At 69.2% G+C, this 24583-nt stretch carries 26 protein-coding genes; 9 read left to right on the forward strand and 17 right to left on the reverse strand.

Annotated features, from left to right (window positions below):
* Positions 1-87: 87 nt before the first annotated feature.
* Positions 88-1656, forward strand: a complete 1569-nt coding sequence (locus tag Q0599_RS16460) for a helicase HerA-like domain-containing protein (RefSeq protein ID WP_298831598.1) — start codon at positions 88-90, stop codon at positions 1654-1656.
* 18 nt (positions 1657-1674) lie between these two features.
* On the opposite strand, the gene Q0599_RS16465 is transcribed toward Q0599_RS16460, so the two are convergent.
* Positions 1675-3417: a M14 family metallopeptidase gene (locus tag Q0599_RS16465; protein WP_298831600.1), complete on the reverse strand. Its 1743-nt coding sequence runs from the start codon at positions 3415-3417 to the stop codon at positions 1675-1677.
* Between the two features lie 110 nt (positions 3418-3527).
* Here Q0599_RS16465 and Q0599_RS16470 point away from each other — a divergent pair, with 110 nt between their 5' ends.
* Positions 3528-4013, forward strand: coding sequence for a DUF1499 domain-containing protein (locus Q0599_RS16470; protein ID WP_298831602.1), 486 nt, complete (start codon positions 3528-3530; stop codon positions 4011-4013).
* A gap of 126 nt (positions 4014-4139) precedes the next feature.
* Here Q0599_RS16470 and Q0599_RS16475 read toward each other — a convergent pair whose 3' ends face one another.
* The 3 genes from Q0599_RS16475 to Q0599_RS16485 all read right to left on the reverse strand — a co-directional run bounded on the left by Q0599_RS16475 (position 4140) and on the right by Q0599_RS16485 (position 5098).
* Positions 4140-4349 carry a hypothetical protein gene (locus Q0599_RS16475; RefSeq protein WP_298831604.1) on the reverse strand — a complete coding sequence of 70 codons (210 nt, stop codon included), beginning with the start codon at positions 4347-4349 and terminating at the stop codon, positions 4140-4142.
* Positions 4346-4513, reverse strand: a complete 168-nt coding sequence (locus Q0599_RS16480; RefSeq protein WP_298831606.1) for a hypothetical protein — start codon at positions 4511-4513, stop codon at positions 4346-4348. Before Q0599_RS16480 ends, Q0599_RS16475 begins: the two co-directional genes overlap by 4 nt.
* Before the next feature lie 114 nt (positions 4514-4627).
* A complete protein-coding gene (locus Q0599_RS16485; protein WP_298831608.1) occupies positions 4628-5098 on the reverse strand; it encodes a hypothetical protein in 471 nt (156 codons plus the stop codon).
* Positions 5099-5250: 152 nt separating this feature from the next.
* Between Q0599_RS16485 and Q0599_RS16490 the strand changes: the two genes are divergently transcribed.
* Entirely contained in the window at positions 5251-7032 is a 1782-nt protein-coding gene (locus tag Q0599_RS16490; RefSeq protein ID WP_298831610.1) for a glutamine--tRNA ligase/YqeY domain fusion protein, read from the forward strand.
* 18 nt (positions 7033-7050) lie between these two features.
* Here the strand turns inward: Q0599_RS16490 and Q0599_RS16495 are convergent, their stop codons facing one another.
* From Q0599_RS16495 to Q0599_RS16515, 5 genes are read right to left on the reverse strand one after another with little or no spacing between them, the layout of a single operon-like run.
* Positions 7051-8025, reverse strand: a complete 975-nt coding sequence (locus Q0599_RS16495; protein ID WP_298831612.1) for a diguanylate cyclase — start codon at positions 8023-8025, stop codon at positions 7051-7053.
* Positions 7989-8687, reverse strand: coding sequence for a hypothetical protein (locus tag Q0599_RS16500; RefSeq protein ID WP_298831614.1), 699 nt, complete (start codon positions 8685-8687; stop codon positions 7989-7991). The genes Q0599_RS16495 and Q0599_RS16500 overlap by 37 nt, the downstream gene beginning before the upstream one ends.
* A gap of 18 nt (positions 8688-8705) precedes the next feature.
* Complete coding sequence (locus Q0599_RS16505; protein WP_298831616.1) at positions 8706-10958, reverse strand: EAL domain-containing protein; 2253 nt, start codon at positions 10956-10958, stop codon at positions 8706-8708.
* The gene (locus Q0599_RS16510; RefSeq protein WP_298831618.1) at positions 10955-11416 is read right to left on the reverse strand and encodes an Hpt domain-containing protein; all 462 of its coding nucleotides are present in this window, start codon (positions 11414-11416) and stop codon (positions 10955-10957) included. The genes Q0599_RS16505 and Q0599_RS16510 overlap by 4 nt, the downstream gene beginning before the upstream one ends.
* 18 nt (positions 11417-11434) lie before the next feature.
* Positions 11435-12001 carry a hypothetical protein gene (locus Q0599_RS16515; RefSeq protein WP_298832799.1) on the reverse strand — a complete coding sequence of 189 codons (567 nt, stop codon included), beginning with the start codon at positions 11999-12001 and terminating at the stop codon, positions 11435-11437.
* Here Q0599_RS16515 and flgM point away from each other — a divergent pair.
* From flgM to Q0599_RS16540, 5 genes are all read left to right on the forward strand, one after another.
* Positions 11940-12236: a flagellar biosynthesis anti-sigma factor FlgM gene (gene flgM / locus Q0599_RS16520; RefSeq protein WP_298832747.1), complete on the forward strand. Its 297-nt coding sequence runs from the start codon at positions 11940-11942 to the stop codon at positions 12234-12236. The genes Q0599_RS16515 and flgM overlap by 62 nt on opposite strands.
* Before the next feature lie 8 nt (positions 12237-12244).
* On the forward strand, positions 12245-12631 hold the full coding sequence (locus Q0599_RS16525) for a hypothetical protein (RefSeq protein WP_298831620.1): 387 nt from the start codon (positions 12245-12247) through the stop codon (positions 12629-12631).
* A gap of 52 nt (positions 12632-12683) precedes the next feature.
* Positions 12684-13910, forward strand: a complete 1227-nt coding sequence (locus tag Q0599_RS16530) for a DNA polymerase IV (protein ID WP_298831622.1) — start codon at positions 12684-12686, stop codon at positions 13908-13910.
* Positions 13911-13964: 54 nt separating this feature from the next.
* Positions 13965-14879, forward strand: a complete 915-nt coding sequence (locus tag Q0599_RS16535) for a LysR substrate-binding domain-containing protein (protein WP_298831623.1) — start codon at positions 13965-13967, stop codon at positions 14877-14879.
* A gap of 67 nt (positions 14880-14946) precedes the next feature.
* Positions 14947-16092 (forward strand): alpha-hydroxy acid oxidase, encoded by a 1146-nt coding sequence (locus tag Q0599_RS16540; RefSeq protein WP_298831624.1) that lies wholly within the window; start codon positions 14947-14949, stop codon positions 16090-16092.
* 41 nt (positions 16093-16133) lie between these two features.
* Here Q0599_RS16540 and Q0599_RS16545 read toward each other — a convergent pair whose 3' ends face one another.
* Both Q0599_RS16545 and dcd read right to left on the reverse strand, forming a co-directional pair.
* Positions 16134-17027 (reverse strand): neutral zinc metallopeptidase, encoded by an 894-nt coding sequence (locus Q0599_RS16545; protein ID WP_298831625.1) that lies wholly within the window; start codon positions 17025-17027, stop codon positions 16134-16136.
* A 41-nt stretch (positions 17028-17068) separates the two neighbouring features.
* Entirely contained in the window at positions 17069-17638 is a 570-nt protein-coding gene (gene dcd, locus Q0599_RS16550; protein WP_298831626.1) for a dCTP deaminase, read from the reverse strand.
* Between the two features lie 108 nt (positions 17639-17746).
* Between dcd and Q0599_RS16555 the strand changes: the two genes are divergently transcribed.
* Positions 17747-18274, forward strand: coding sequence for a DUF962 domain-containing protein (locus Q0599_RS16555; RefSeq protein WP_298831627.1), 528 nt, complete (start codon positions 17747-17749; stop codon positions 18272-18274).
* Here the strand turns inward: Q0599_RS16555 and Q0599_RS16560 are convergent, their stop codons facing one another.
* From Q0599_RS16560 to Q0599_RS16585, 6 genes are all read right to left on the reverse strand, one after another.
* On the reverse strand, positions 18275-19120 hold the full coding sequence (locus Q0599_RS16560) for a formate dehydrogenase accessory sulfurtransferase FdhD (RefSeq protein WP_298831629.1): 846 nt from the start codon (positions 19118-19120) through the stop codon (positions 18275-18277).
* 85 nt (positions 19121-19205) lie between these two features.
* Positions 19206-19532: a hypothetical protein gene (locus tag Q0599_RS16565; RefSeq protein ID WP_298831631.1), complete on the reverse strand. Its 327-nt coding sequence runs from the start codon at positions 19530-19532 to the stop codon at positions 19206-19208.
* Between the two features lie 16 nt (positions 19533-19548).
* Positions 19549-20661, reverse strand: a complete 1113-nt coding sequence (locus tag Q0599_RS16570) for a formate dehydrogenase subunit gamma (protein ID WP_298831633.1) — start codon at positions 20659-20661, stop codon at positions 19549-19551.
* 20 nt (positions 20662-20681) lie between these two features.
* Entirely contained in the window at positions 20682-20912 is a 231-nt protein-coding gene (locus tag Q0599_RS16575) for a hypothetical protein (protein ID WP_298831635.1), read from the reverse strand.
* Positions 20909-21535, reverse strand: coding sequence for a formate dehydrogenase FDH3 subunit beta (gene fdh3B / locus Q0599_RS16580; RefSeq protein WP_298831638.1), 627 nt, complete (start codon positions 21533-21535; stop codon positions 20909-20911). The genes Q0599_RS16575 and fdh3B overlap by 4 nt, the downstream gene beginning before the upstream one ends.
* A gap of 12 nt (positions 21536-21547) precedes the next feature.
* A complete protein-coding gene (locus tag Q0599_RS16585; RefSeq protein ID WP_298831640.1) occupies positions 21548-24526 on the reverse strand; it encodes a formate dehydrogenase subunit alpha in 2979 nt (992 codons plus the stop codon).
* Positions 24527-24583 lie beyond the last annotated feature (57 nt).

Below are 24583 nucleotides of genomic sequence, written 5' to 3' on the forward strand. Positions count from 1 at the left end.
GCCACTGCGGTCGGTGACGGCCTGTGTAGTTGGCTAGACTGCGATTTTACTTGCCGCCCCCGGACCGCCTCGCCACAGGAGCCCACGATGCCCGACCCGATCCTGGTTGCCAAACACGGTGACATCGAATGCCACCTGCTGCCCGGCCTGGCCAACCGCCACGGCTTGATCACCGGCGCCACCGGCACCGGCAAGACGATCACGTTGCAGACGCTGGCCGAAAACTTCAGCAGGCTCGGCGTGCCAGTGTTCATGGCCGACGTGAAGGGCGACTTGACCGGCATCAGCCAAAAGGGGGCTCTGCCGCCCAAGGTGCAGGCGATCCTGAAGGAACGCGGCCTGCCCGAGCCCGAGCCCTTCGTCTGCCCGTCCACGCTGTGGGACGTGTTCGGCGAGCAGGGCCACCCGGTGCGCGCCACCGTCACCGACATGGGCCCGCTGCTGCTGGCACGCATGCTGGCGCTGAACGAGACGCAGCAGGGCGTGCTGTCGCTGGTCTTCAAGATCGCCGACGACCACGGCATGGCGCTGCTCGACCTGAAGGACCTGCGTGCGATGCTGCAGTACGTGGCCGACCACGCCGGCGAGTTCCAGACCGAATACGGCAACGTCAGCGCAGCCAGCGTGGGTGCCATCCAGCGCGGCCTGATGCAGATCGAAGAACAGGGCGGCGACCGATTCTTCGGCGAGCCCATGCTCGACATCCAGGATTTCATGCAGACCGAAAGCGGCAAGGGGGTGATCAACATCCTCGCCGCCGACAAGCTGATGAACGCGCCGCGGCTGTACGCCACCTTCCTGCTGTGGATGCTGTCCGAGCTGTTCGAGCAGTTGCGCGAGGTGGGCGACCTGGACAAGCCCAAGCTGGTGTTCTTTTTCGACGAGGCGCACCTGCTGTTCAAGGAAGCGCCCGCGGCGCTGGTGGAGCGCATCGAGCTGGTCGTGCGGCTGGTGCGCAGCAAGGGCGTCGGCGTCTATTTCGTGACGCAGAACCCGCTGGACATCCCCGACACCGTGCTCGCCCAGCTCGGCAACCGCGTGCAGCACGCATTGCGCGCCTTCACGCCACGCGACCAGAAGGCGGTGAAGGCAGCGGCGACGACGATGCGCGCCAACCCGAAGCTGAATATCGAGACGGCGATCACGGAGCTGGCGGTCGGCGAGGCGCTGGTCAGCTTCCTCGACGAGAAGGGCCGGCCGAGCGTGACCGAGCGGGTGTTCGTGATCCCGCCTGGCAGCCAGATCGGACCGATCACGCCCGAGCAGCGCAAGGCACTGATCGCCGGCTCGCTGGTGGCCGGTGTGTACGAGAAGACGGTCGACCGGGAGTCGGCCTACGAGAAGCTCAAGGGCCGGGCCGCGCAGAGCGCGGACGCAGCGAAGGACATGGCTGCCGAGGCCGCCGGCGCTGCCAAGTCGCCGCGCCCACTGCCCGGCCAGGCGTCGCAGTCCGCGCCGCAAGATGCCGGCGGCGGCCTGCTCGGCGGCCTGAAGGATGTGCTGTTCGGCTCCACCGGCCCGCGCGGCGGCAGGCGCGAAGGCCTGGCAGAGTCGGCCGCGCGCTCGGCAATGCGCAGCGTCGGCTCGGCCGTGGGCCGCGAGATCATCCGCGGCGTGCTCGGCGGCATTCTCGGCGGGGGATCGCGGCGCCGGTGAGCGCAGCGCCGACGGCCATCAGGGCAAGGGGCTCGTGCGGAACCCCGGCCGCGCGAGCACGCGCGACACCGCGGCCACGCCGCTGAGCACGCCGTTGGCGACATAGCTGCCCGGCGTGTCCGGTTCCAGCGCCGCAATCGCGAGGGAGGCCAGCGGCTGGTCCAGCGGCACGTACCAGCTGCCCGGCACGACGTCGATCAGCGCCGGCACGAGTTCCACCTGCGACAGCACCGCACCCGGCGTGTCGGGCACCGCCGCGCGCGAGGTCTCGCGATAGGTTTCGCCGCGCACCACGCCGGTCTCGTCGATGCGCTGCACCGCGACGCCCAGACCGCGCAGGCGCATCGCGGCGTCGCGCTCGCCGGCCGCCAGCCAGTAGCCGCAGGGGCGCGGGCGCGACGTCAGCACCTGCAACTGCAGCGACGACTCCCAGGCCACGCTGACGCTGCGATCGGCGCCGCTGGCCGGGTCGATCAGCGTGAGCAGGTACTCGCTGGGCGTCGCCGCCGCCTCGACGACCATCTCTCCGCTGCAGGCGAGCGTCGTTGTCTCGTTCTCGACGAAGCGGCGCAGCTTGGCGAGGTCCTCGGCCCGCGCGGCGGCGCTGCCCAGCACGCTCGTCATCGCCACCACGTGGGTGTGCACGCGCCGTGCGAGATGGGTGCGGCCCAGTCCCACGCCGCGCGTCTCGACCAGCAGGCTGATGGCATGGCGCAGGCCAGCAGCGTTGCGGCCCATGCCGGGCCGCGGGCCGCCCATCGTCACGCGGCGGTCGTCGGGCGCGGTCGACAGCGTGTGATACCAGTCGCTGCTCAGCCCTTCGCGCTGCAGGCTGGCGAGCAGCGGCTGGCGGAACCACTCCTGCGCTGCACGGGTGACGAACTCGTGCACGTTTGCCGCCGTGGCGTACTGCAGCAGCACATCGGCGCGTGCCAGCGCGCCGAACTTGTCCAGGTAGGGCTGGACGGCCGGGTACTCGTGCGCATCGACCACCACCGCGGGCTGGTAGTCACGCATCAGCCCGGCGATTGCCGCCGTCTCGGGCGTGCGCAGCAGCAGGTGATCGCGGTTGGCGTCGATGCCGCTGGCCGTCGCGCGGAGGCCGGCCTGCGCACCGTCGGGGTTGGCGCGCGGCAGCACGATCACGTTCAGTCGATCGAGCAGCGGCGCCAACGCTCCCTGCACGAGCTGTCTCGCCACCACCAGCAAGGCCTCGGCACCCGCGGGCTCGTCGCCATGCTGCTGGCCGACGAGCAGCACGGTGGGTCTCCCGGCGGCGCGAAGGGCAGCAGGCGCCAGATCGGCCTGGCGCGCCAGCAGCAGCGCCTCGATCGGCTGGCCGGTCTGCGAGACGCCGGGAATCAACAGCTGAGCGCGCGTCGGCGAGGCCTGCGCAAGGCTCACCAGTTCGCGCAGCTGCGATTGCAGTTCGGCCTGGCTGGTGAAGGTCTGGCGCCCGCTGTCGAACAGCGGCGTCGCATAGCGCACCGGCGGCTCGGGGAAGCGCGCCATCACCGCGGCGCCATAGGACACCGCCGGAGAGGCTTCGGCCACGGGGCTGCTGGCGGCGGGCGACGGTGCGCTGGGTGCTGGCGTGGATGACGGCACCGCTGTCGTCGTCACGACGGGCGCGGGCGCCGTCTGCAGCGTCACCGCCGGCGGCGGCACGGTGGCGCAGGCACCAAGAAGGCTGGCGGCAAGCGCGAGCGCCAGCGGTCCGGTCGCACGCGGCAGAGATGGATCACGCAACGGTCGGTGCATCGGCATCGAAAGTTCGGCGGGGGCGGAGCGCGCACTATAGGCGAGGGCCCGCGTCGACAGGCGCGAAGCACCGCACAATCGGCGCTGTCGCATCACCCGGGCGCGCCGCCATGGCCATTCTCAAGTCGACCCTCCTCGTGCTCCTGTTGCTGGCGGTGGCCGTGGCGCTGGCGGCCCAGCTTGGCCTGCTGCGCGGGCGCATGCCGGCCGACCTGGGCGCGCGCGACGGCCGGCTCAAGCCCCCCTCGATGACGCCCAACAGCGTCAGCAGCCAGGCCCATCTGTACCACGACCACCCGCAGCGCGGCTACGCGCAGATTGACCCTGTCACGGTAACCGACAGCGGGCCGCAGACTCTGGAGCGCCTGCGTCGCATCGTCGAGGGCATGGAGGGCGCGAAGGTGGTGCGCAGCGATCCCGGCTACCTCCACGTGGAATTTACCTCGCGCTGGATGAAGTTCGTCGACGACTGCGAGTTCTGGTTCGACCCGCGCGCCGGCGTGATCCATGTGCGCTCGGCATCGCGCATGGGGCGCAAGGATTTCGGGGTCAATCGGGCACGTGTCGAGGCGATCCGCGCTCGCCTGGCGACCTGAACGATCGCGGCGCGCACCGGCGTGCAGGCCGGCCTGATCAATCTGACGCCGCGCGGCGGCCCCGCCGCCTGACCGGGCGCCAGCCGGCCCTGTGCCCTCCGCTTCCGGCCGACGCGAGGCCGGGCCTCAGTGGCCGGCAGCCGACTGCCCGACGGCGGCGCGCACCATCGCGTCCATCGTCTGCTGCAAGGCACGACCCGGGCCGGCGAGGCGGGCCGGCTCGTCGTCGAGCCGCACTTCGCAGGTTTCGCGCACGCCGGGCCGATCGGTGGCCCCGTGCGTGCTGCGCGGCCGATAAGGCCAGAGGACTGCGGGCCTGGGCGAGTGGCGGTTCATGTTGCGCTGCTCACGGCCGGCGCGCGAGCGGCCGCGAGTGGGCTCAGCACCAGCAGCGCGGTGACGGCCAACGTGGCCAACATCACCGCGCCGACCAGACCCACCGCGAACTGGCGGCGACGCCGTGCCTTGGACTCGGCGACGTAGGACTCGTAGTGCTTCATGCAGGGTCTCCTTCACGGGCATCGGCGCGTGCCGCGCCGATGCCACGAATCTAGGAGAGCCGGGCCCCGCGCGCATCGCTCGTTGGGGGGAAGGCCCTGGAGCAGCCCCTCGACTCAGTGGCGGTACTTGCGCTCGTCGCGGCGGTCATCACGGCGGTTGTCGTGGCGATCCTGCCAATTCGGGATGCCGTCGCGGTCGCGGTCCCAGTCGCGGCGGTTGTCGTAACGGTCGTAGCGGTTGGGGATGCCGTCGTGGTCGCGGTCACCCCAGCCACGGCGATGGGATGGGCCATAGACGATCGGCACCGGGCGGCTGACCACCACCGGCGCCGGATAGACCACGCGCGGCACCGGACGATAGACCACCGGCGGGGGCGCATAAACCACCGGCGCAGGTGCGTAGACGACCGGCGGCGGCGCGTACACCGGCGCCGGCGCATAGACGGGCACCGGCGCACTGGAGATGACCGTGCCGATCGGCGGCAGGCTGATGCCGATCGACCAGTGGACATCGCCAGCCCGAGCGGTGCCTGCGGCAAACAGCGTGGTCGCGGTGGCGAGGGCGGCAATCAGGGGCTTGTTCATGCGATTTCTCCTTGGGCGGCGCGCAAGCGGTGCGTGCCTGCTGTCGTCAACGCCGCCAGCGGGGGGCTGCGTTGACGGCCAAAGGTAAAGACATATTGCTGGGCGGCTCCCCCGCAAGGGGGCCCGGCGGACCGCGTCGATAGAATCAGTGCATGAGTTCCGCGACCGTCGACGACAACCCCAAAGCCAGCAACTTCCTGCGCCATATCGTCGAGCGCGACCTCGAACAGGGCACCTACGCACAGCGGCGCTTCGCCGGCACGCCGGGCGACGCCGCCCACCATGCGGCTGCGCCGCTGGACAGCGCACGCATCCGCACGCGCTTTCCCCCCGAGCCCAACGGCTACCTGCACATCGGCCACGCGAAGAGCATCACGCTGAACTTCGGCCTGGCGGCGGAGTACGGCGGCGTGTGCCACATGCGCTTCGACGACACCAACCCGGAGAAGGAGGAGCAGGAGTACGTCGACTCCATCCTCGACGCGGTGAAGTGGCTCGGCTTCGACTGGCACGCCAATGGCATCGAGCACCTCTACTACGCCAGCAACTACTTCGACTTCATGTACCGCGCCGCAGAGGCGCTGATCGGCGCCGGACTGGCCTACGTCGACGAGCAGTCCCCTGAGCAGATGCGCGCCAACCGCGGCGACTTCAACACGCCGGGAACCGCCAGCCCGTTCCGCGACCGCACGCCCGAGGAGAACCTGGCGCGATTCCGCGAGATGCGCGACGGCAAGCACGCCGACGGTGCGATGGTGCTGCGCGCACGCATCGACATGTCGTCTCCGAACATCAACCTGCGCGACCCGGCCATCTACCGCATCAAGCACGCCGAGCACCACAACACCGGCACGCGCTGGTGCATCTACCCCATGTACACCTATGCGCACCCGATCGAGGATGCGCTCGAGCAGATCACCCACAGCATCTGCACGCTCGAGTTCGAGGATCAGCGGCCCTTCTACGACTGGCTGCTCGACACGCTGTGCAGCCTGGGCCTGCTCGCCCAGCCGCGTCCGCACCAGTACGAGTTCGCACGGCTGAACGTCACCTATGTCATCACCAGCAAGCGCAAGTTGAAGCAACTCGTCGACGAGAAGATCGTCGACGGCTGGGACGACCCGCGCATGCCCACCCTCGTCGGCCTGCGCCGCCGCGGCTACACGCCCGAGGCGATCCGCCTGATGTGCGAGCGCGCCGGCACCAGCAAGGCCGGCGGCTGGACCGAGTACGCCAGTCTGGACGCCGCCCTGCGCGACGACCTCGGGGGCAAGGCGGCACGCGCGATGGCCGTGCTCGACCCGGTCAAGCTCACCTTGACCAACTGGTCCGAGGTGTTCGGCACGGCCGCCGGCGAACCCTGCCACGCCCCGGCGCATCCGCAGCGTCCCGAACTCGGCGAGCGTCGTTTCGATCTTGGCCCTGCGCTGTGGATCGAGCGCGACGACTTCGCCGAGGTCCCGCCCAAGGGCTTCTTCCGCCTTTTCCCCGGCAACAAGGTGCGGCTGAAGTACGGCGTGGTGGTCGAGTGCAGCGGCTGCGTGAAGAACGAAGCCGGCGACGTGTCCGAGGTGCTCGCCGCCATCGTGCCCGACACACGCAGCGGCACACCGGGCGCCGATCGCGTCAAGGTCAAGGGCACGATCACCTGGGTGGGCTTGCACGATGCCATCCCCGCCGAACTGCGCCTGTACGACCGGCTCTTCACGGAACCGCAGCCGGATGCCGCTGGACGCGACTTCAAGGCGAGCCTGAATCCGGCCAGCAAGCGTGTGGTGAGGGGCTACCTCGAGCCATCGCTGGCCGGCCTGGCGAAGGACACGCGCGTGCAGTTCGAGCGCCACGGCTACTTCGTCGCGGATCGCATCGATCACGCGACGGACCAGCCGGTGTTCAACAGGATCACCGGCCTGAAGGACACCTGGTCGAAGTGATCCGCACCGCAGCGGGCCTCAGCCGATGCAGGTGCGGTTCTTTCCCGTGCGCTTGGCCTCGTAGAGCGCCTGGTCGGCGCGCTCCAGCGTCGCCTCGATCGGCTCGCCGGTGCGGTAGGCGGTGACTCCGGCGGAGAAGGTGACGAACACCGTCCTGTCCTCGTGCATGAACAGGCCGCCCGACAGCGAGCGCTGCAGCCGGGTCAGGATCTGCTGGCCCTCGTCAACCGGCGTCTGCGGCAGCAGCACGACGAACTCCTCGCCGCCGTAGCGCGCCACCAGGTCGGTCGGGCGCAGCGTCTTGCTCACCACTGCGGCGAGCGAGCGCAACGCCTCGTCGCCGGCCGCATGGCCCAGTTCGTCGTTCAGCCGCTTGAAGTTGTCGATGTCGAGCAGTCCGACTGCGAGCGCGGCACCGCCGCGATCGACACGCGCGCGCTCCGCGTTGAAGGCCTGCAGCAGTCCGCGGCGGTTGGCGATCTGCGTGAGCTGGTCGGTCGAGACCTCGCTGGACAGCCGGCGCAGTTCGCCCTCCAGCTGGCCAACGCGTGCGGTGAGCTCGCTCGCGCGCGCATGCTCCTCCTGCAGCCGCGTCTGCGTCTGCTGCACCAGCGCCTGCACAGTGCGCGTTTCCTCGACCATCTCGCGCACCACGCCGGTCAGGCTCTCCAGCGAGTCGGCCTTCTCGATCACGTCGGCATAACGCCCGACACTCTCGTGAAAGCGCCCAGTCTGCGTGCCGAGTTCGCCCAGTTCGCTGAGCATGCGGTTGATCAGCGACTTGAGCGCCTCCCGCGCCTTTTCGCGCTCGGCGCGAAGCGCTCCCTGGCGCTCGCGCGTGTCGCGCAGCAGTTCGCTCACCGCGCGCACGCCACGTGCGCTCAGGCCCTCGTCCAGCTTGACGCGCATTGCGTCGCACTGTCCCCTGGCCCAGCTGTCGTCCTCGGCGAGGTCGGTCAGGCTGGCGGTGAGCTCCTGGCACAGCGCACCCAACTGGTCGACAAGGTGGTGGCGGTGCCGCAGATGCCGGCACGCCGGCACAGCGTCTCGAGTTCCTCGGCCAGCGGCGTCGAAGCGCCCTCGCGGCCGATGCGCTGGACGAGACCGGCCAGCGCCTGCGACAGCGGCGCCGCGGCATCGTCCGGCGGCAGTGCCTTGCGCGTGGTCTCGCCCAGCGTGCCGACGACACGACCCCAGGGGCGCTCATCGGCGAGTGCCAGCGCGATCGGCGTCCCGCCGGCGGACTGCGGAGGCGTCTCCAGTCCTTCCAGCGGCGCAGGCTCGGTCTCGACGCCGGCGTCCGGCGTGTCCGATTCCCAGCTCGCCGCGAGCTGCGCCAGCCGCTGCTGCAGGCGCTTGGCGTCGCCGCGGCTGCCCTCGAGCACGCGCTGCAGGCTGTCCTTGCGGCGTGCCGCCGTCCAGTGCCGCCCGCCACGCTCGACGCCTCGCACCAGCTTGCCGATCAGCGCTGCGAGTGCGGCGCCCTCGCTGGCGGCAGGCGCAGGCTCTCCCGCCTCCTGCGCATAGGCGCGCGCGCAATTCTCGGGAGTCGGCTCCAGACGGTCGAGCACGAGGCGCCGCAGCGCCGCCTTGGCAATCTGCGCCGGCAATGTCTCGGCACCGGGGCGAGTCGCCGGGGTGCGTGTGGTGTCCATCGTCGTCGTGAGAGGGGTTCAGCCGGCCGGCTTCAGGCGCGTCTCGCGCATTTCGGCCGGCCGCAGCACTTCGGTGAGGTCCATCTCGCCGGCCTTGCCGATCCACGGCGCCTTGCGCGGCAGCACCGTCTGCTGCAGCCAGCTCTCGATGTCCTCGGCCGGTTGCGGACGGCTGAACAGGTAGCCCTGCATCACGCTGCAGCCCAGGCGGTGCAGCGCCTCCATCTGGCGCAGGCTCTCCACCCCTTCGGCGACCACGCGCAGGCCGAGCGCACGCGCCAGCGCGATGATGGCGCCGACGATGTGGTTGCTCTGTGGCGTGAGACCCAGATCGCGCACGAACTTGATGTCGATCTTCAGCTCGGAGATCGGCAGTGTCGCCAGGTAGGCCAGCGACGAGTAGCCGGTACCGAAGTCGTCGATCGCGATTTCCACGCCGATCTCGTTGAGCCGGTGCAGCACGGGGATGGTGTTGCCTTCCGACATGATGCCGGTCTCGGTGATCTCGATCTGGATCGAGTGGTGCGGTACGCCGTAGGCGCTGACCGCGTTGTGGATCTGCTCGACCAGGTCGGTGCGTTCGAACAGCCGGCTCGGCAGGTTCACGGCGATCGCGTCGGCGAAGCCGAAGTTGTCCTGCCAGACGCGCGCCTGACGCGCCGCCTCGCGGATGGCCCACTCCGACATCGGAATGATCAGACCCGTCTCCTCGGCCAACGGAATGAATTCGCCCGGAGGCTCCAGCTTGCCGCCGCGCCGCCAGCGCATCAGCGCTTCCGCGCCCACCATGCGCGCGCTGCGCACATCGATCTTCGGCTGGTAGTGCAGCACCAGTTCGTTGCGCTCGATGGCCTTGTGCAGCGCGGTCTCGAGCTCGAGCTTCTCCCGCCCCTTGCCGGCGAGCATGGGCGAATACAGGGACGCGTTGTTGCGCCCGCTGGACTTGACGGCATACATCGCCACGTCGGCGTTGCGCAGCACGTCGGCCATGGTCGCGCCGTCGCGCGGGTACAGCGCGATGCCGACGCTGGCGGTCACGAAGCACTCCTGCCCGCCGACGAAGATCGGCTCGCGCATCAGGTCGAGGACGCGCTTGGCGACGCGCTCGGCATCGCGCTCGTCCGAAACCTCGGGCAGCAGCGCGACGAACTCGTCGCCGCCGAGCCGGCCCACCGCCTCGAGCGTGCGGTGCGATCGCGAGCCCATCGCCTCCAGCGAGCTCTCCATCACCTGGTCGGAGTGGCGCACGCAGGAGCGCAGGCGGCGCGACACCTCCATCAGCAGTTCGTCGCCGGCACCGTGGCCCAGCGTGTCGTTGATGACCTTGAAGCGGTCCAGATCGATCAGCAGCAGCGCCACCTGGTGGCCGAGGCGCCGCGCGTGTTCGAGCGCACGCTCGGTGCGCCAGATGAGCTGTCTGCGATTCGGCAGCCCGGTCAGGCCGTCGAAGTTGGCGAGGTGCTTGATCTTGTCCTCGGCCATGCGCCGGTCGGTCACATCCTGCACGATGCCGGTGTAGCCGACCAGGTTGCCGTGCTCGCTGAACTCCGGCTCCGCCTCGACGTGCACGATGCGCTGGCGGCTGTCGAGCAGCGTCACCGGCACATCGGTGGCCAGCACCGAGCTGTGCTTGAGCACCTCGCGCAGCACCGTCAGCAGGCCGGCGCGCTCCTCGGGGGGCAGCATGCGCAGGAGGCTGCGGAACGGCAGCGTCTGGTCGGGGGCGAGGCCGAACACGCGCAGGCCTTCGGCCGACAACACCGGCCCGCCGTCGCCGCGCTTCCAGTCGAAGCTGCCCATGCGCGCCAGGTCCTGCGCGCGCGCCAGGCGCGACTTGTTGCGCTCCAGTTCCTGGCGGGTGCGCGCCGAGCGCAGCAGGTAGCGCAGCCGACCGGCCAGCAGGCTCCACTGCGTCGACTTGACGAAGAAGTCGGTGGCGCCGGCCTCGTACGCGCGCGTGATGGAGGCATCGTCGTCCAGGCCGGTGAGCATGAGCACCGGCAGCGACTCGAAGCCGGGCAGGTGGCGCAGTTCGCGGCAGGTCTCGAAGCCGTCGAGCCCCGGCATCAGGGCGTCCAGCACGACCACGTCGGGCAGCCAGTCGGTGAGCATGCGGATCGCCTGCTCGCCGCCGGTGGCCTCGGTAATGTCGAAGCCGCGCTCGCGCAGAGCGATCGAGGTCAGCAGCAGATTGACCTCGTCGTCGTCCACCAGCAGCACCTTCGGCTGGCCGGGCAGATCGTCCTCGTCCTGGGCTGGATTCTTCTTCATGCAGGCTTGTCCAGAAGCGACCTTAGGGCCTGCAGGGCTGCCGCGAGCTCGGCGCCGAGCGCGACGATCGGCGCGTCGAGGTCCTCGCTGCTGTCCTCGCGGATCATGGCTTCGACGGCGGCGCACTGCCGCGACAGCGTCATCGCGCCGATGCTGGCCGAAGACGACTTGAGCGTGTGGGCGACATGGCGGATGCCGGCCCGGTCGCCACGGCGGCGTGACTCCTCCAGCTGCGGCCCCAGTCGGGCCACCGAGGTCTCGAAGGCCTTCAGCACCCGCTCGATGAGATGGCTCTCGCCACGAGGGTCGAGTTCCCTCAGACGCTCCAGTGCCTGCGGGTCGAGCACGGCCTCCGACGGCACGTCCTGCGGGCCGCTGTGAGAGGGCGATGGGGTCGACATGTCGTGCGCGTGCGAGAGTTCGAGAGCGTCGGCTTCGGTGACGGGGCCGGTCGCCACGGCGGCGACTGGTTTGGGCTATTGTCTTCGACAACCAACACCCTCCGGTCGGGTTGCGGGTGGTGCGCGATCACCCGTCGGCGTGAGGAAGTCACACGCGCCCACGCCCGATGCAGCCTGGGCCGCCGGCGCAGCGTGTACCGACTGCGTCAGCTGCGACAGGGTCAGTTCGAACAGCGCCTCGAGTGCCCCGGGCGGCGCCTGCAGCACGACCTCCCCCAGCTCGATCACGGCCACCCACGCGCCACCCTGCCCCACCGGCAACGCGAACGGCCCGAGGCCCCTCCCGACGATGCGTCCGTCGCGCAGCGACTCGCCCAGCGGCGAACGGTCCAGCCGCACGCGGTGTTCGACGCCGGCCGCGCCGAGGTCGCCGGCCACCAGCGTGACCAACGTGGCGATCGGCGGCGCGATCTCCAGCACGCGGTGCACGGTGGTCTCGCGCGCGCCCAATTCGGAGCGCAGGGTTGCCGCGGCAGCGTGCAGGGCTGGCTCGAAGCCCGGGCTTGCGGCAATCGCCTCCATCACCCGCCGCGCCACATCGCGCAGCGCCGCTTCGTCGAGGTGCGCGGGTGCGCCGGCCAAGTCCGCAGCGGCAGCACAGCCCGGCGCGGCCGGTGCCGCCGACCCCAGCGCGAAGGTCGAGTTGTCCGGCGCCGTCGACCTGATGGCCGGCAAGGGCACGGCCGACTTCGATGCCGAGAAGGTCGAGCGCATGTCGGAATCGATCGCCGACGGCAGCTACAAGGTCAACGCCGAGTTGATCGCCGACAAGTTGATCGCCAATGCCCAGGAACTGCTGGGCAAGGTGAAGCGCTGACGCCCCGCATGGCCGACACGCCGATCGCCCCTGCCGACTCCCGCCTCGACGCGGCACTGACCGCCGTCGACGACCGGCTTCGCGCGCTCGGTGATGCGCTGCGCGCCCGCGATGCGGCCGCCATCGAACTGCAGGCCAGCGAGTTGCACCGCGCACTGTCGGCGGTGGTCGATCAATTCGCCCGCGCTGCCAAGAGCGGCCCGATCGCCCCGGCCCTGCGCCAGCGTCTGGCCCGTACCGGTGGTCTGGTCGCTGCGCAGCGCGAATCGCTGTCGCGTGCGACCGCCGCGCTGGATCGGGCCATGGACGTGCTGACGCCGCGCGACGCGGTCACCGTCCACTCGCCCCAAGGCAGCACCGAGCGCGGCCTGTGCGGCGGCGCCATCCAGGCCTGAACCCTCCCCGGAGCGCCTTGCCGGCGCGCCTGCGCGCCGCTATGCTGTACATATGTACAGTTCCGGCGCGCCACGCCTGATCTCACACCTCGACATGGACGCGTTCTACGCGTCCGTCGAACTGCTGCGCTACCCGGAACTGCGCGGTCTGCCCGTCGTGATCGGCGGCGGCCGACGCCATCAGCCCGAGGTCCTGGCCGACGGCACGCGCCGATTCGCCCGCTTGCGCGACTACACCGGCCGCGGGGTCATCACCACCAGCACCTACGAAGCGCGCGCGCTCGGCGTGTTCTCGGCAATGGGCACGATGAAGGCGGCGGCGCTCGCGCCCGACGCCATCCTGCTGCCGGTGGACTTCGACGAGTACCGCAAGTACTCGCGCCTGTTCAAGGCGGCGGTGCGCGAGATCGCCCCTCGGGTCGAGGACCGCGGCATCGACGAGATCTACATTGACCTCAGCGAGGTGCCCGGCGTCTTCGCCGATGGTGGCCGCGCGGTCGGCGAGCGACTGAAGGACGCGGTGCGCACGGCCACCGGCTTGACCTGCTCGATCGGCATCACGCCGAACAAGCTGCTGTCCAAGCTCTGCTCCGAACTCGACAAGCCCGATGGCCTGACGTTGCTGGGCTTCGACGGCATCCCCGCGCGCATCTGGCCGCTGGCGGCACGCAAGCTCAACGGCATCGGCCCGAAGGCAAGCGAAAAGCTGGCCGGCCTCGGCCTGCACACCATCGGCGAGGTCGCCGCGGCCGACCCGGCGTTCCTGGTGCAACACTTCGGGCCGAACTACGGCCGCTGGCTGCACGACGCATCGCACGGGCGCGACGCGCGCGAAGTGGTGACGCACAGCGAGCCGGTATCGATCAGCCGCGAGACCACCTTCGAGCGCGACCTGCACGCGGTGCGCGACCGCGCCGCGCTGTCGGCCATCTTCACCGAACTGTGCGTCGAACTCGCCGGCGACCTGGCGCGCAAGGGCTACGCCAGCAAGACCATCGGCATCAAGCTGCGCTTCGAGGACTTCAGGTCGATCACCCGCGACCTCACGCTGCCGGCGCACACCCTGGACGCGCGCACCATCCGCCGCTCCGCCGGCGAGTGCCTGAAACGGGTCGACCTGACGAAGCGCCTGCGGCTGCTCGGCGTGCGCGCCGGCGCGCTGGCGAGGCTGACCGACCTGATCGCGCCGCTTGCGACGCCGCCGCAGGCCCCGCCGCGTGCCGAGGAGCCCGACGGGCGGTACGGCTTGCCGCTGTTCGACCTGCACGGCGCCGACTGAACACTCGCGGCTGCAGCGAAGGACTGCGGCCGCGCGGTTGGCGACAATCGCCGCATGACGCCGCCGGACATCCGCTTCCCCTCCATCGAAGGCCTGCGCGCCTTCGAAGCAGCGGCGCGCCTGGGCAGCTTCGAGCGCGCCGCCGAGGAACTGCACGTCACCGCCAGTGCGGTGGGCAAGCGCATCGCCGCGCTGGAAGACCTGCTCGGCACGCCGCTGTTCAGCCGCGGCCCGAAGGCGCTGGCGCTCACGGCCACCGGCAAGGAATACCTTGCGCAGGTTGGCGCGGCGCTCGGACTGCTCGCGGCGGTGCCGCTGCACCGGCGCACCGCGCAGCGCATCGAGCGGCTGCGCATCAGCGCTCCGCCGACCTTCGCCCGGCAGATCCTCGTGCCTGCGCTGGAGCGTTTCACCGCGGTGCACCCGCACGTGGAACTGGAGGTGGTGCTGTCGATCCCCTACCTCGATGCAGCGGCCACCGAGGCCGACGTCGAGGTGCGCCATGGCGACCCGGCGGCGCACAGCGGCATGCCGCTGCTCGACGAGCGCGTGTTGCCGCTGGCCTCGCCCGCGCTGCTGCAGCGACTGCCGCCCCTGGCCGAGCCGCGCGACCTGCGCCAGGCGCCACTGCTGCGCACGCCGCTCGAGCCCTGGGCGCCCTGGTTCGCCAGTGCCGGCCTGGCCTGGGACGAGCCCGCGCAGGGCACCAAGCTGGTCGACCTGGGCCTGACGCTGGAGGCGGCCGTGAGCGGCCAGGGCATCGCGCTGGCACGGCCCAGCCTGGCACGCCACTGGCTGGCCGGCGGCGCCCTGGTGCCGGTGTCCAGCGTGAGTGCACCGCCGGCCTTTCGCTACTACCTGCTGCCGCATGCAGAGCAGGGGCCGGCGGCGGACTTCGCCGTCTGGCTGCGCGGCGAATGCGACGAGGCGGCGCGCGCCGCGGCGGCGCTGATTTCGGCCCGAGCCTGAAAATCTTTCCGGGAGCAGCGGCGGCAGCGCCGCTAGCATCCGGGCCATCGATAACAGGAGACAAACGATGCCCGTGATCACCAACATCGAGGACCTGCGCGAACTGGCGCAGAAGCGCGTGCCGCGCATGTTCTACGACTATGCCGACTCCGGCTCGTGGACGGAGAGCACCTACCGCGCCAATGAAAGCGACTTCCAGCGCATCAAGCTGCGCCAGCGTGTCGCGGTGAACATGGAAAACCGCTCGACGGCAACGAAGATGGTCGGCCAGGACGCGAAGATGCCGGTGGCCATCGCGCCAGTCGGCCTGACCGGCATGCAGCACGCCGACGGAGAGATCCACGCCGCGCGGGCGGCGGAGAAGTTCGGCATCCCGTTCACGCTGTCGACGATGAGCATCTGCTCGATCGAGGACATCGCCCAGCACACCAGCGCGCCGTTCTGGTTCCAGCTCTACATGATGCGCGACCGCGACGCGATGGAGCGCATGATCGAGCGCAGCAAGGCAGCCAAGTGCAGCGCGCTGGTGCTGACGCTGGACCTGCAGGTCATCGGCCAGCGCCACAAGGACCTGAAGAACGGGCTGACCGCACCGCCGAAGCCGACCCTGGCCAACATCCTCAACCTGATGACCAAGCCGCGCTGGTGCCTCGGCATGGCGAGCACGCAGCGCCGCACATTCCGCAACCTCGTCGGCCATGTCAAAGGCGTGAGCGACATGAGCTCGCTGGCGGCCTGGACCAACGAGCAGTTCGACCCGCGGCTGTCCTGGGCCGACGTCGAATGGGTGAAGAAGAAGTGGGGCGGCAAGCTCATCCTCAAGGGCATCATGGAGGTCGAGGATGCGCGCCTCGCCGCCGACGCCGGTGCCGACGCGATCGTCGTTAGCAACCATGGCGGACGGCAGCTCGACGGGGCGCCGAGCAGCATTCAGGCGCTGCCGGCCATCGTCGAGGCGGTCGGCCACCGCACCGAGGTGTGGATGGACGGCGGCATCCGCAGTGGCCAGGACGTGCTCAAGGCCTGGGCGCTCGGTGCCCGCGGCACGATGATCGGCCGCGCGATGGTCTACGGCCTCGGCGCGATGGGCGAGGCCGGCGTGACCAAGGCATTGCAGATCCTGCACAAGGAACTCGACGTGACCATGGCCTTCTGCGGTCACACGCAGCTGACCAACGTCGATCGCTCGATCCTGGTGCCGGGCACTTACTGAAGGCTGCCGGCAGCCGCATCAGCCGCTCGTGGCGCCTGGGCTCAGAGCTGGCGTGCCTCGAAGGTATTGCACTGCTGCACGCTGCCGGTCTGCAGCCCGGTCCTGAACCAGCGGACGCGTTGCGCGCTGCTGCCGTGGGTGAAGGTCTCGGGCTGGACCGTGCCCTGCGACTTCCGCTGCAGCGCGTCGTCGCCGATCTGACTGGCAGCGTGGAGCGCCTCTTCCAGGTCACCCTGCTCGAGGATCTGCCGCGCCTTCTGCGCGTGATGTGCCCATACGCCGGCGAAGCAGTCGGCCTGCAGTTCCAGCCGCACGCTCATCGCGTTGCCCTGCGCCTCGCCGATCCGACCGCGCATGGCCTCCACCTTGCCGGTGATGCCCAGCAGGTTCTGCACGTGGTGGCCGACCTCGTGGGCGATCACGTAGGCCTGGGCAAAGTCGCCCGGCGCGCCGAGTTGCGTGCGCATCGTCTCGTAGAAGGCCAGGTCGATGTAGACCTTCTGGTCGCCCGGGCAGTAGAACGGGCCCATCGCCGACCGACCCATGCCGCAGGCGGTGGGCTCGGCGCCGCGGAACAGGCGCAACTTGGGCTCGCGGTAGGTGCTGCGCATCTGTCGGAACTGCTCGTGCCAGACGTCCTCGGTGTCTGCCAGCACCACCGAGACGAAGCGCGCCATCGTGTCGTCGGCGGGCGGCCTGCCGGCCGGCGCCTGCTGCGCGGTCGGCATGCCGCCGATCTCGCCGCCACCGCCGCCGAGCAGGCTCAGCACGGTCAGCGGGTTGATGCCGAAGATCCAGCCGGCCACGAGCGCGATGGCGATCGTGCCCAGGCCGATGCCGCGCCCGCCGCCGAGGTGCACGCCGCCCGGCAGGCGACCGCCCGACCTGCGGGCGTCCTCGACGTTGTCGCTCTCGCGGTTGCCTTCCCATTTCATGGCCGCCCCCTTCTCCGCCGGCCTGGGCGCCCGTCGAGGGCTCAGGTCTTCGGCAGCGTCACGCCGCGCTGGCCCTGGTACTTGCCGCCGCGGTCCTTGTAACTCGTCTCGCAGACCTCGTCGCTCTCGAAGAACAGCACCTGGGCGCAGCCTTCGCCCGCGTAGATCTTCGCCGGCAGCGGCGTGGTATTGCTGAACTCCAGCGTCACGTAGCCTTCCCACTCGGGTTCGAAGGGCGTGACGTTGACGATGATGCCGCAGCGCGCATAGGTGCTCTTGCCCAGGCAGATGGTCAGCACGTTGCGCGGAATGCGGAAGTACTCCACCGTTCGCGCCAGCGCGAAGCTGTTCGGCGGGATGATGCAGACGTCGGCCTCGATGTCGACGAAGCTCTTCTCGTCGAAGTTCTTCGGGTCGACCACGGTCGAGTGGATGTTGGTGAAGACCTTGAACTCGCGTGCGCAGCGGATGTCGTACCCGTAGCTGCTGGTGCCGTAGCTGACGATCTTGTGGCCGTCGCTCGCGTGGCGCACCTGCCCCGGCTCGTACGGCTCGATCATGCCGTGCTGCTCGGCCATGCGCCGGATCCACTTGTCGCTCTTGATGCTCATGTACGCATTTCCGGGTGGGTTGCGTGCATTTTAGGGACCGCGGGGCGCACACCCGGGCGAAGCTGTGCCACAGTTGGGGCTGAGAGTCGTTGTTTTCCGGAGAGAGCCATGCGCGGCGCGACCGAACTCCTCAGCCAGTACGCGATGTACCACCGCGACCGGCGCAACATCGCCAGCCACTTCGTGGGCGTGCCGATGATCGTCTTTGCCGTCGGCGTGCTGCTGGCCAAGCCGGCGTTCATGCTGGCCGGTTGGTCGCTCACGCCGGCCTGGGTCGTCTTCGCCGCCGCGGCGGTCTGGTACTTGACGCGCGGCAACCTGCAACTGGGGCTGGCCGTGAGCGCGGCGGTGGGGGTGCTGATCGCTCTGGCACACCGGGTCGGCGACAGCGGCACCGGCGCCTGGCTGGCCTGGGGCATCGGCTTCTTCGTCGTCGGCTGGGCGATCCAGTTCATCGGCCACTGGTACGAGGGCCGCAAGCCGGCTTTCGTCGACGACCTCGTCGGCCTGCTCGTCGGCCCCATGTTCGTGACCGCCGAGGCGCTGTTCGCGCTCGGATGGGGCAAAGCGCTGCTCACGGAGATCGAGAAGCGCGCCGGACCGACGATGATGCGCGACCTGGCCCGTATCGCCTAGTCAGGCAGCACTGGCCGGCCGGGGCGGTTCCGGCTGCGCGTCGAAGCGCTCGAAACCCGTGTAGCAGATGAAGTGGCGGTTGCTCGCCCGGCCGAACAGGGCGAGGCCCAGCTGGCTGGCGATCTGATGGCCCATCTGCGTGATGCCGCTGCGCGACACGATGATGGGCACGCCCATCTGCGCCGACTTGATCACCATCTCGCTGGTCAGGCGCCCGGTCGTGTAGAAGACCTTGTCGCCGCCGTCGACGCCGTGCAGCCACATCCATCCGGCGATCGTGTCGATGGCGTTGTGGCGGCCAACGTCCTCGACGAACATCAGCAATTCGTCCTGGCGGAACAAGGCGCAGCCATGCACCGAGCCGGCCGACTTGTAGGTGCTTTCCTGGCGCCGCACCGCGTCGAGCAGACCGTACAGGCGCGACTGGCTGAGGCGTGACCCCTGCACGCTCGGGGGCGGCAGCACGATGCGATCGAGGTCGTCCATCAGATCGCCGAACACGGTGCCCTGGCCGCAGCCGGTGGTCACCACGCGCTTGGCGGTCTTCTCCTCGATGCCTTCGATGCCGGCGCGCGTGGTCACCGCCGCGGCCTGCACCTCCCAGTCGACGGTGATCGACTCGATGTCCGCGACGCCCTCGACGAGGCGCTGGTTGCGCAGGTAGCCGAGCACCAGCAGCTCGGGCGCCGCGCCCAGGGTCATCAATGTCACCAGTTCGCGCTTGTCGACGAACACGGTCAGCGCGCGTTCGGCTGGAATGGCGATCTCGCGCGTAGCACCGTACTCGTCGCGCACGGCGATCGTGTGCATGAGCGGTGCGCTCGCCTGGGTCAGTCTGACGGTCATGCCGGCACTCTACGGGAACGGCGGGAAGCACAAGCACGAAGGGCCGCTGCGGCAGCGGCCCCTCGAGCGACGGTCGCGACGACGCTCAGGACTTCTTGGCCGGCGCCGCGGCAGGCGCGGCCGCGGCGGGAGCTGCCCCGCCCGGTGGAACGAACGGGCCAGGATCGGCACAAGCCGGCGTTTCGGTGGGCTTGTGGACCGACTTGCCGGCCTTCGTCGCTTCCGCCTGGTAGCGCGCCGCCACCTTCTCCATCGAGCGGCACAACTGGAATGCCGCGACCTTGTTGCCATGGGCGGTCTTGGCCGCGGCTTCGGCCGCTTTCGCCTTGGCCTCGTCGGTTGGCGGCGGCAGCTTGGCCACCGCTGCGCTGGCCAGGGCGGATGTGATCAGGGCGAAGAGAACGTGGCGCATGGTCGGGCTCTGCGGGTCAGGTTTGCGGAGCAGTCACACCGCCGGGGGGCGTGCTGCGCTGGGCCGGGATCTTGCCGGCACGGATGTCGTCGTACCAGAGTTCGTGGTGCTCCTTGGCCCATGCCTCGTCCACGTAGCCGGTACGCATGGCCTGGTAGGCGCCTTGCATGCCGACGGTGCCCATGTAGATGTGGCCGAGGAACATCGCCATCATGATCACGGCGGCGATGGCATGGATCATGTGTGCGATCTGCATGTCCGCCCGCGTGTAGGCGAGTCCCGGCACCAGCTTGTCGAGCACCAGCCCCGAGCCGACGACCACCAGGCCGGCGATGAACACCCCCGCCCAGAACAGCAGCTTCTCGCCACCATTGAAGCGATGCGACGGAATCTCATGAGCGCCGAGCAGGCCGCCGCCCTTGAGCAGCCAGGTGATGTCCGACTTGTTCGGGATGTTGTCGCGCACGAAGGTGACGATCACCACCAGCAGCGACACGGCGAAAAGCGGTCCGGCGAAGTTGTGCGCAGTCTTCAGCGCGTAGCTCAGCCAGCCGAACAGGGTCGCGCCGATCACCGGCAGCAGGAAGAACTTGCCGAAGGCCATCACGATGCCCGAAACCGCCAGGATGGCGAAAGCGATCGCGTTGGCCCAGTGCGCGCTTCGCTCGAACGGCGTGAAGCGTTCGACCTTGCGGCCCGTGTCGGGTTCGTGGCCGCCGAGCATGCCCTTGCGCCAGTAGAACAGTGCGATCGCGCCGGCGATGATCAACAGCAGCGAACCGCCGTAGGGGATGATCCAGTCGTTGCGCACCTGCCGCCAGGCCTCGCCGGCGGTGGTGAAGTCGGATCCCGGGTACTGCACGAACGACTGGATGAGCACGCCCGTCTCGGCGCCCGGCAGCGTGGTGAAGCCGGCCTTGCTGCCGGAGTCCCGCACGGCACGCCACATCGGCGCATTGTTGCCGGGCTGCGTCTTGGCACGCTCGGCGTTGGTTTCGTCGGCCTTGGGCAACTCGGTGCCCGCGCCGGCTGCAGGCGGGACCCGGTCGTCGCCGGTGTTCTGGGCAAGCGCCAATCCGGACCAGGCCAGCGTCGCCGCCAACAGCAGTGTGCGCATCACGCGGTGCATGGCGTCTCCTTGGCTTCTGGTCACTTTTGCGCCGACGCGCGCGAGTACTCGTTTTGGCCCTGGGCACGGGTCTTCATCTGCGTTTCCCAGCTGGCCTGGTCGCCGGACTTCCATCCTTCGGCCACGAAAGCGTTCTGCGCCGCGTCCCAGGACTTGCCGTCGGCCTTCTTCGAGCCGGCGGTCTGCGGCTTCTCACCGCAAGCGACAAGCCCTGCCGCCAGGGTCATCACGATCAGGATGCGCTTGCTCATGACTTCGTGCCTTCCTTGGGTTGCCCCGCGCCGCCGGCCGGCTTGCCGTAGGCCGTGCCCCAGCCCCACACTTCGCTGCCCTTGCCGCGGCTCAGCACGCGGGTCCGGAAGATGTCGGCAACGATGTCGCCGTCACCACCGAGCAGCGCCTTGGTCGAACACATCTCGGCGCAGGCGGGCAGCTTGCCCTCGGACAGGCGATTGCGGCCGTACTTCTCGTACTCCGCCTGCGTGCCATTGGCCTCGGGCCCCCCGGCGCAGAAGGTGCACTTGTCCATCTTGCCGCGCAGGCCGAAGGTGCCGTTGGTGGGGAATTGCGGCGCGCCGAACGGGCAGGCATACGAGCAGTAGCCGCAGCCGATGCAGACGTCCTTGTCGTGCAGCACCACACCTTCGTCGGTGCGGTAGAAGCAGTCGACCGGGCACACTGCCATGCAGGGCGCGTCGCTGCAGTGCATGCAGGCCACCGAGATCGATCGCTCGCCGGGTACGCCATCGCCGAGCGTGACGACGCGGCGGCGGTTCACGCCCCAGGGTACGTCGTGCTCCGCCTTGCAGGCGGTGACACAGCCGTTGCACTCGATGCAGCGCTCGGCATCGCAGATGAACTTCATTCTTGCCATGTCGTCTTCTCCTTAGGCGGCACGCTCGATCTGGCAGAGCGTCGTCTTGGTTTCCTGCATCATCGTCACGCTGTCGTAGCCGTAGGTCGTCGCGGTGTTCACCGACTCCCCGCGCACCACCGGCGCGGAGCCGGTCGGGTAGTACGGTCCCAGGTCGGCGCCACCCCAGCGGCCGGCGAAGTGGAAGGGCAGGAACACCGTCTCCTCGTTGACACGCTCGGTGACCAGCGCCTTCACGCGCAAGCCCTTGAAGTCGGGCACCGCGGCCATCGGCGGCGTCTTCACCCACACGAACTCGCCGTTGCGGATGCCGCGGTCGTTGGCGGCCTTCGGGTTGATCTCGACGAACATCTCCTGCTGCAGCTCGGCGAGCCAGGGGTTGGACCGCGTCTCGTCCCCGCCGCCCTCGTACTCGACCAGCCGGCCCGAGGTCATCACCAGCGGGAACTGCTTGCCGATGTCCTTGTTCTTCTCCTGCACCGTCTTGAACAGCGTGGGCAGGCGCCAGAACGCCTTCTTGTCATCGTGCGTCGGGTACTTGGCGATGAGGTCCGACCGGTTGCTGTACAGCGGCTCGCGGTGCTTCGGGATCGGATCGGGGAAGTTCCACACCACTGCCCGTGCCTTGGCGTTGCCGAAGGGATGGCAACCGTGCACCTGGACGGCGACGCGGATGATGCCGCCGGAGGGATCGGTCTTCCAGTTCTTGCCTTCGGCGGCCTTCTTCTCGGCCTCGCTGAGGTCGTCCCACCAGCCGAGCTTCTTCAGCAGCAGGTGGTCGAACTCGGGGTAGCCGCTGGTGAGGTCGGCACCCTTGCTGTGCGAGCCGTCACCGGCCAGCAGCGACACGCCCTCGCGCTCGACGCCGAAATTGGCGCGGAAGTTTCCTCCGCCGTCCATCATGTGCCTGCTGGTGTCGTAGAGGTTGGGCGAGCCGGGGTGCTTCAAGTCGGGATTGCCCCAGCACGGCCAAGGCAGGCCGAAATAGTCTCCGTCGAGCTTGTAGCCGGTCTCCTTGTCGATGCCCCCGTTGGCACGCAGCGACTTGACGTCGAAGACGTTCATGTTGCGCATGTGCGCCTTCAGGCGCTCGGGGCTCTGGCCGGTGTAGCCGATGGTCCAGACGCAGCTGTTGATCTCGCGGAGGATCGACTCGGCCTCGGGCTCCTCCATGCCACCCTTGCCCTTGACCATCTTGTAGTTCTTCACCAGCTCGTTGGCGAAGCCCAACTTGCCGGCCAGCTGGTACATGATCATGTGGTCGGTGCGGCTCTCCCACAGCGGCTCGATGACCTGCTCGCGCCACTGGATCGAGCGATTGGAGGCCGTGCACGAGCCGGATGTTTCGAACTGCGTGGTCGCCGGCAGCAGGTAGACGGCGCGGTTCGGGTTCTGGTCCTCGGGCTTGCCTGGCATCGCCGCCAGGGCTGCCGTGGCGCTCGGGAAGGGGTCGACCACGACGAGCAGGTCGAGCTTGTCCATCGCCTTCTTCATCTCGAGGCCGCGCGACTGCGAATTGGGCGCATGGCCCCAAAAGAACAGACCGCGCAGGTTGCTGTCCTGGTCGATCAGCTCGTTCTTCTCGAGCACGCCGTCGATCCAGCGCGACACGGTCATGCCCGGCTTGCTCATCATGCCTGGCGCGTACTGCGACTTGATCCACTCGAAGTCGACCTTCCACGCGTTCGCGAAGTGTTTGAACGAACCTTCGGCCAGGCCGTAGTAACCGGGCAGCGAATCGGGGTTCGGCCCCACGTCGGTGGCGCCCTGCACGTTGTCGTGGCCGCGGAAGATGTTCGCCCCGCCGCCGGAAACGCCGATGTTGCCCAGCGCCAGCTGCAGGATGCACGAGGCCCGCACCATCGCGTTGCCGATGGTGTGCTGCGTCTGGCCCATGCACCAGACAATGGTGCTCGGCCGGTTCTTGGCCATGATCTCGGCGACCTTCGCGCAGGTCGCCTCGTCGACGCCGCAGACCTCCTGGACCTTGTCCGGCGTCCACGTCGACATGACCTCTTCGCGGACCTTGTCCATGCCGTAGACGCGGTCCTCGATGTACTTCTTGTCTTCCCAGCCGTTCTTGAAGATGTGGTACAGCACGCCGAACAGGAACGGAATGTCGGTTCCCGAACGCAGGCGGACGTACTCGTCGGCCTTCGCCGCCGTGCGCGTGAAGCGCGGGTCGACGACGATCATCTTGCAGCCGTTCTCCTTGGCATGCAGCATGTGCAGCATCGACACCGGATGCGCCTCGGCAGCGTTGCTGCCGATGTACAGCGCCGCCTTCGAGTTCTGCATGTCGTTGTAGGAGTTCGTCATCGCGCCGTAGCCCCAGGTGTTGGCGACGCCGGCGACGGTGGTCGAGTGGCAGATGCGCGCCTGGTGGTCGCAGTTGTTGCTGCCCCACAGCGACATCCACTTGCGCAGCAGGTAGGACTGCTCGTTGTTGTGCTTGGACGATCCGACCACGAAGATCGAATCGGGGCCGCTCTGCTTGCGCAGCTCGAGCATCCTGGCGCTGATCTCGTCGAGCGCCTGGTCCCAGGAGATGCGCTCGTACTTGCCGTTGACCAGCTTCATCGGGTACTTCAGGCGGAACTCGCCATGGCCGTGCTCACGCACCGCCGCGCCCTTCGCGCAGTGCGCGCCCAGATTGATGGGCGAGTCGAACACCGGTTCCTGGCGCACCCACACACCGTTCTCGACCACCGCGTCGATCGCGCAGCCCACCGAGCAGTGGCCGCATACCGTGCGCTTGACGACGACCTTCTTGTCGCCGGAGGCGGCGCCGGCCGGGTCGGCGGCCTGCGCCTTCTTGACCAGCGAAAGCTGCGACACCGCGATGCCGGCGCCGACGCCGAGACCGGAGCGGCGCAGGAACGATCGGCGGTCCATCGTGGGGATCGCACGCGATACACCGCGTGCAAGGCTGGACACCAGCGAAGAGGCCGAGCCCTGGGCGGACGACGACGATTTGCGCGTGAGCAGCATGGGAACTCCTTGAACGTGCAGCGGCGGGCGCGTTTCGGCCCGGTCGGAATGAGGGAC

This window comes from uncultured Piscinibacter sp., assembly GCF_937952055.1.
In the GTDB taxonomy this organism is placed as follows: domain Bacteria; phylum Pseudomonadota; class Gammaproteobacteria; order Burkholderiales; family Burkholderiaceae_C; genus Piscinibacter.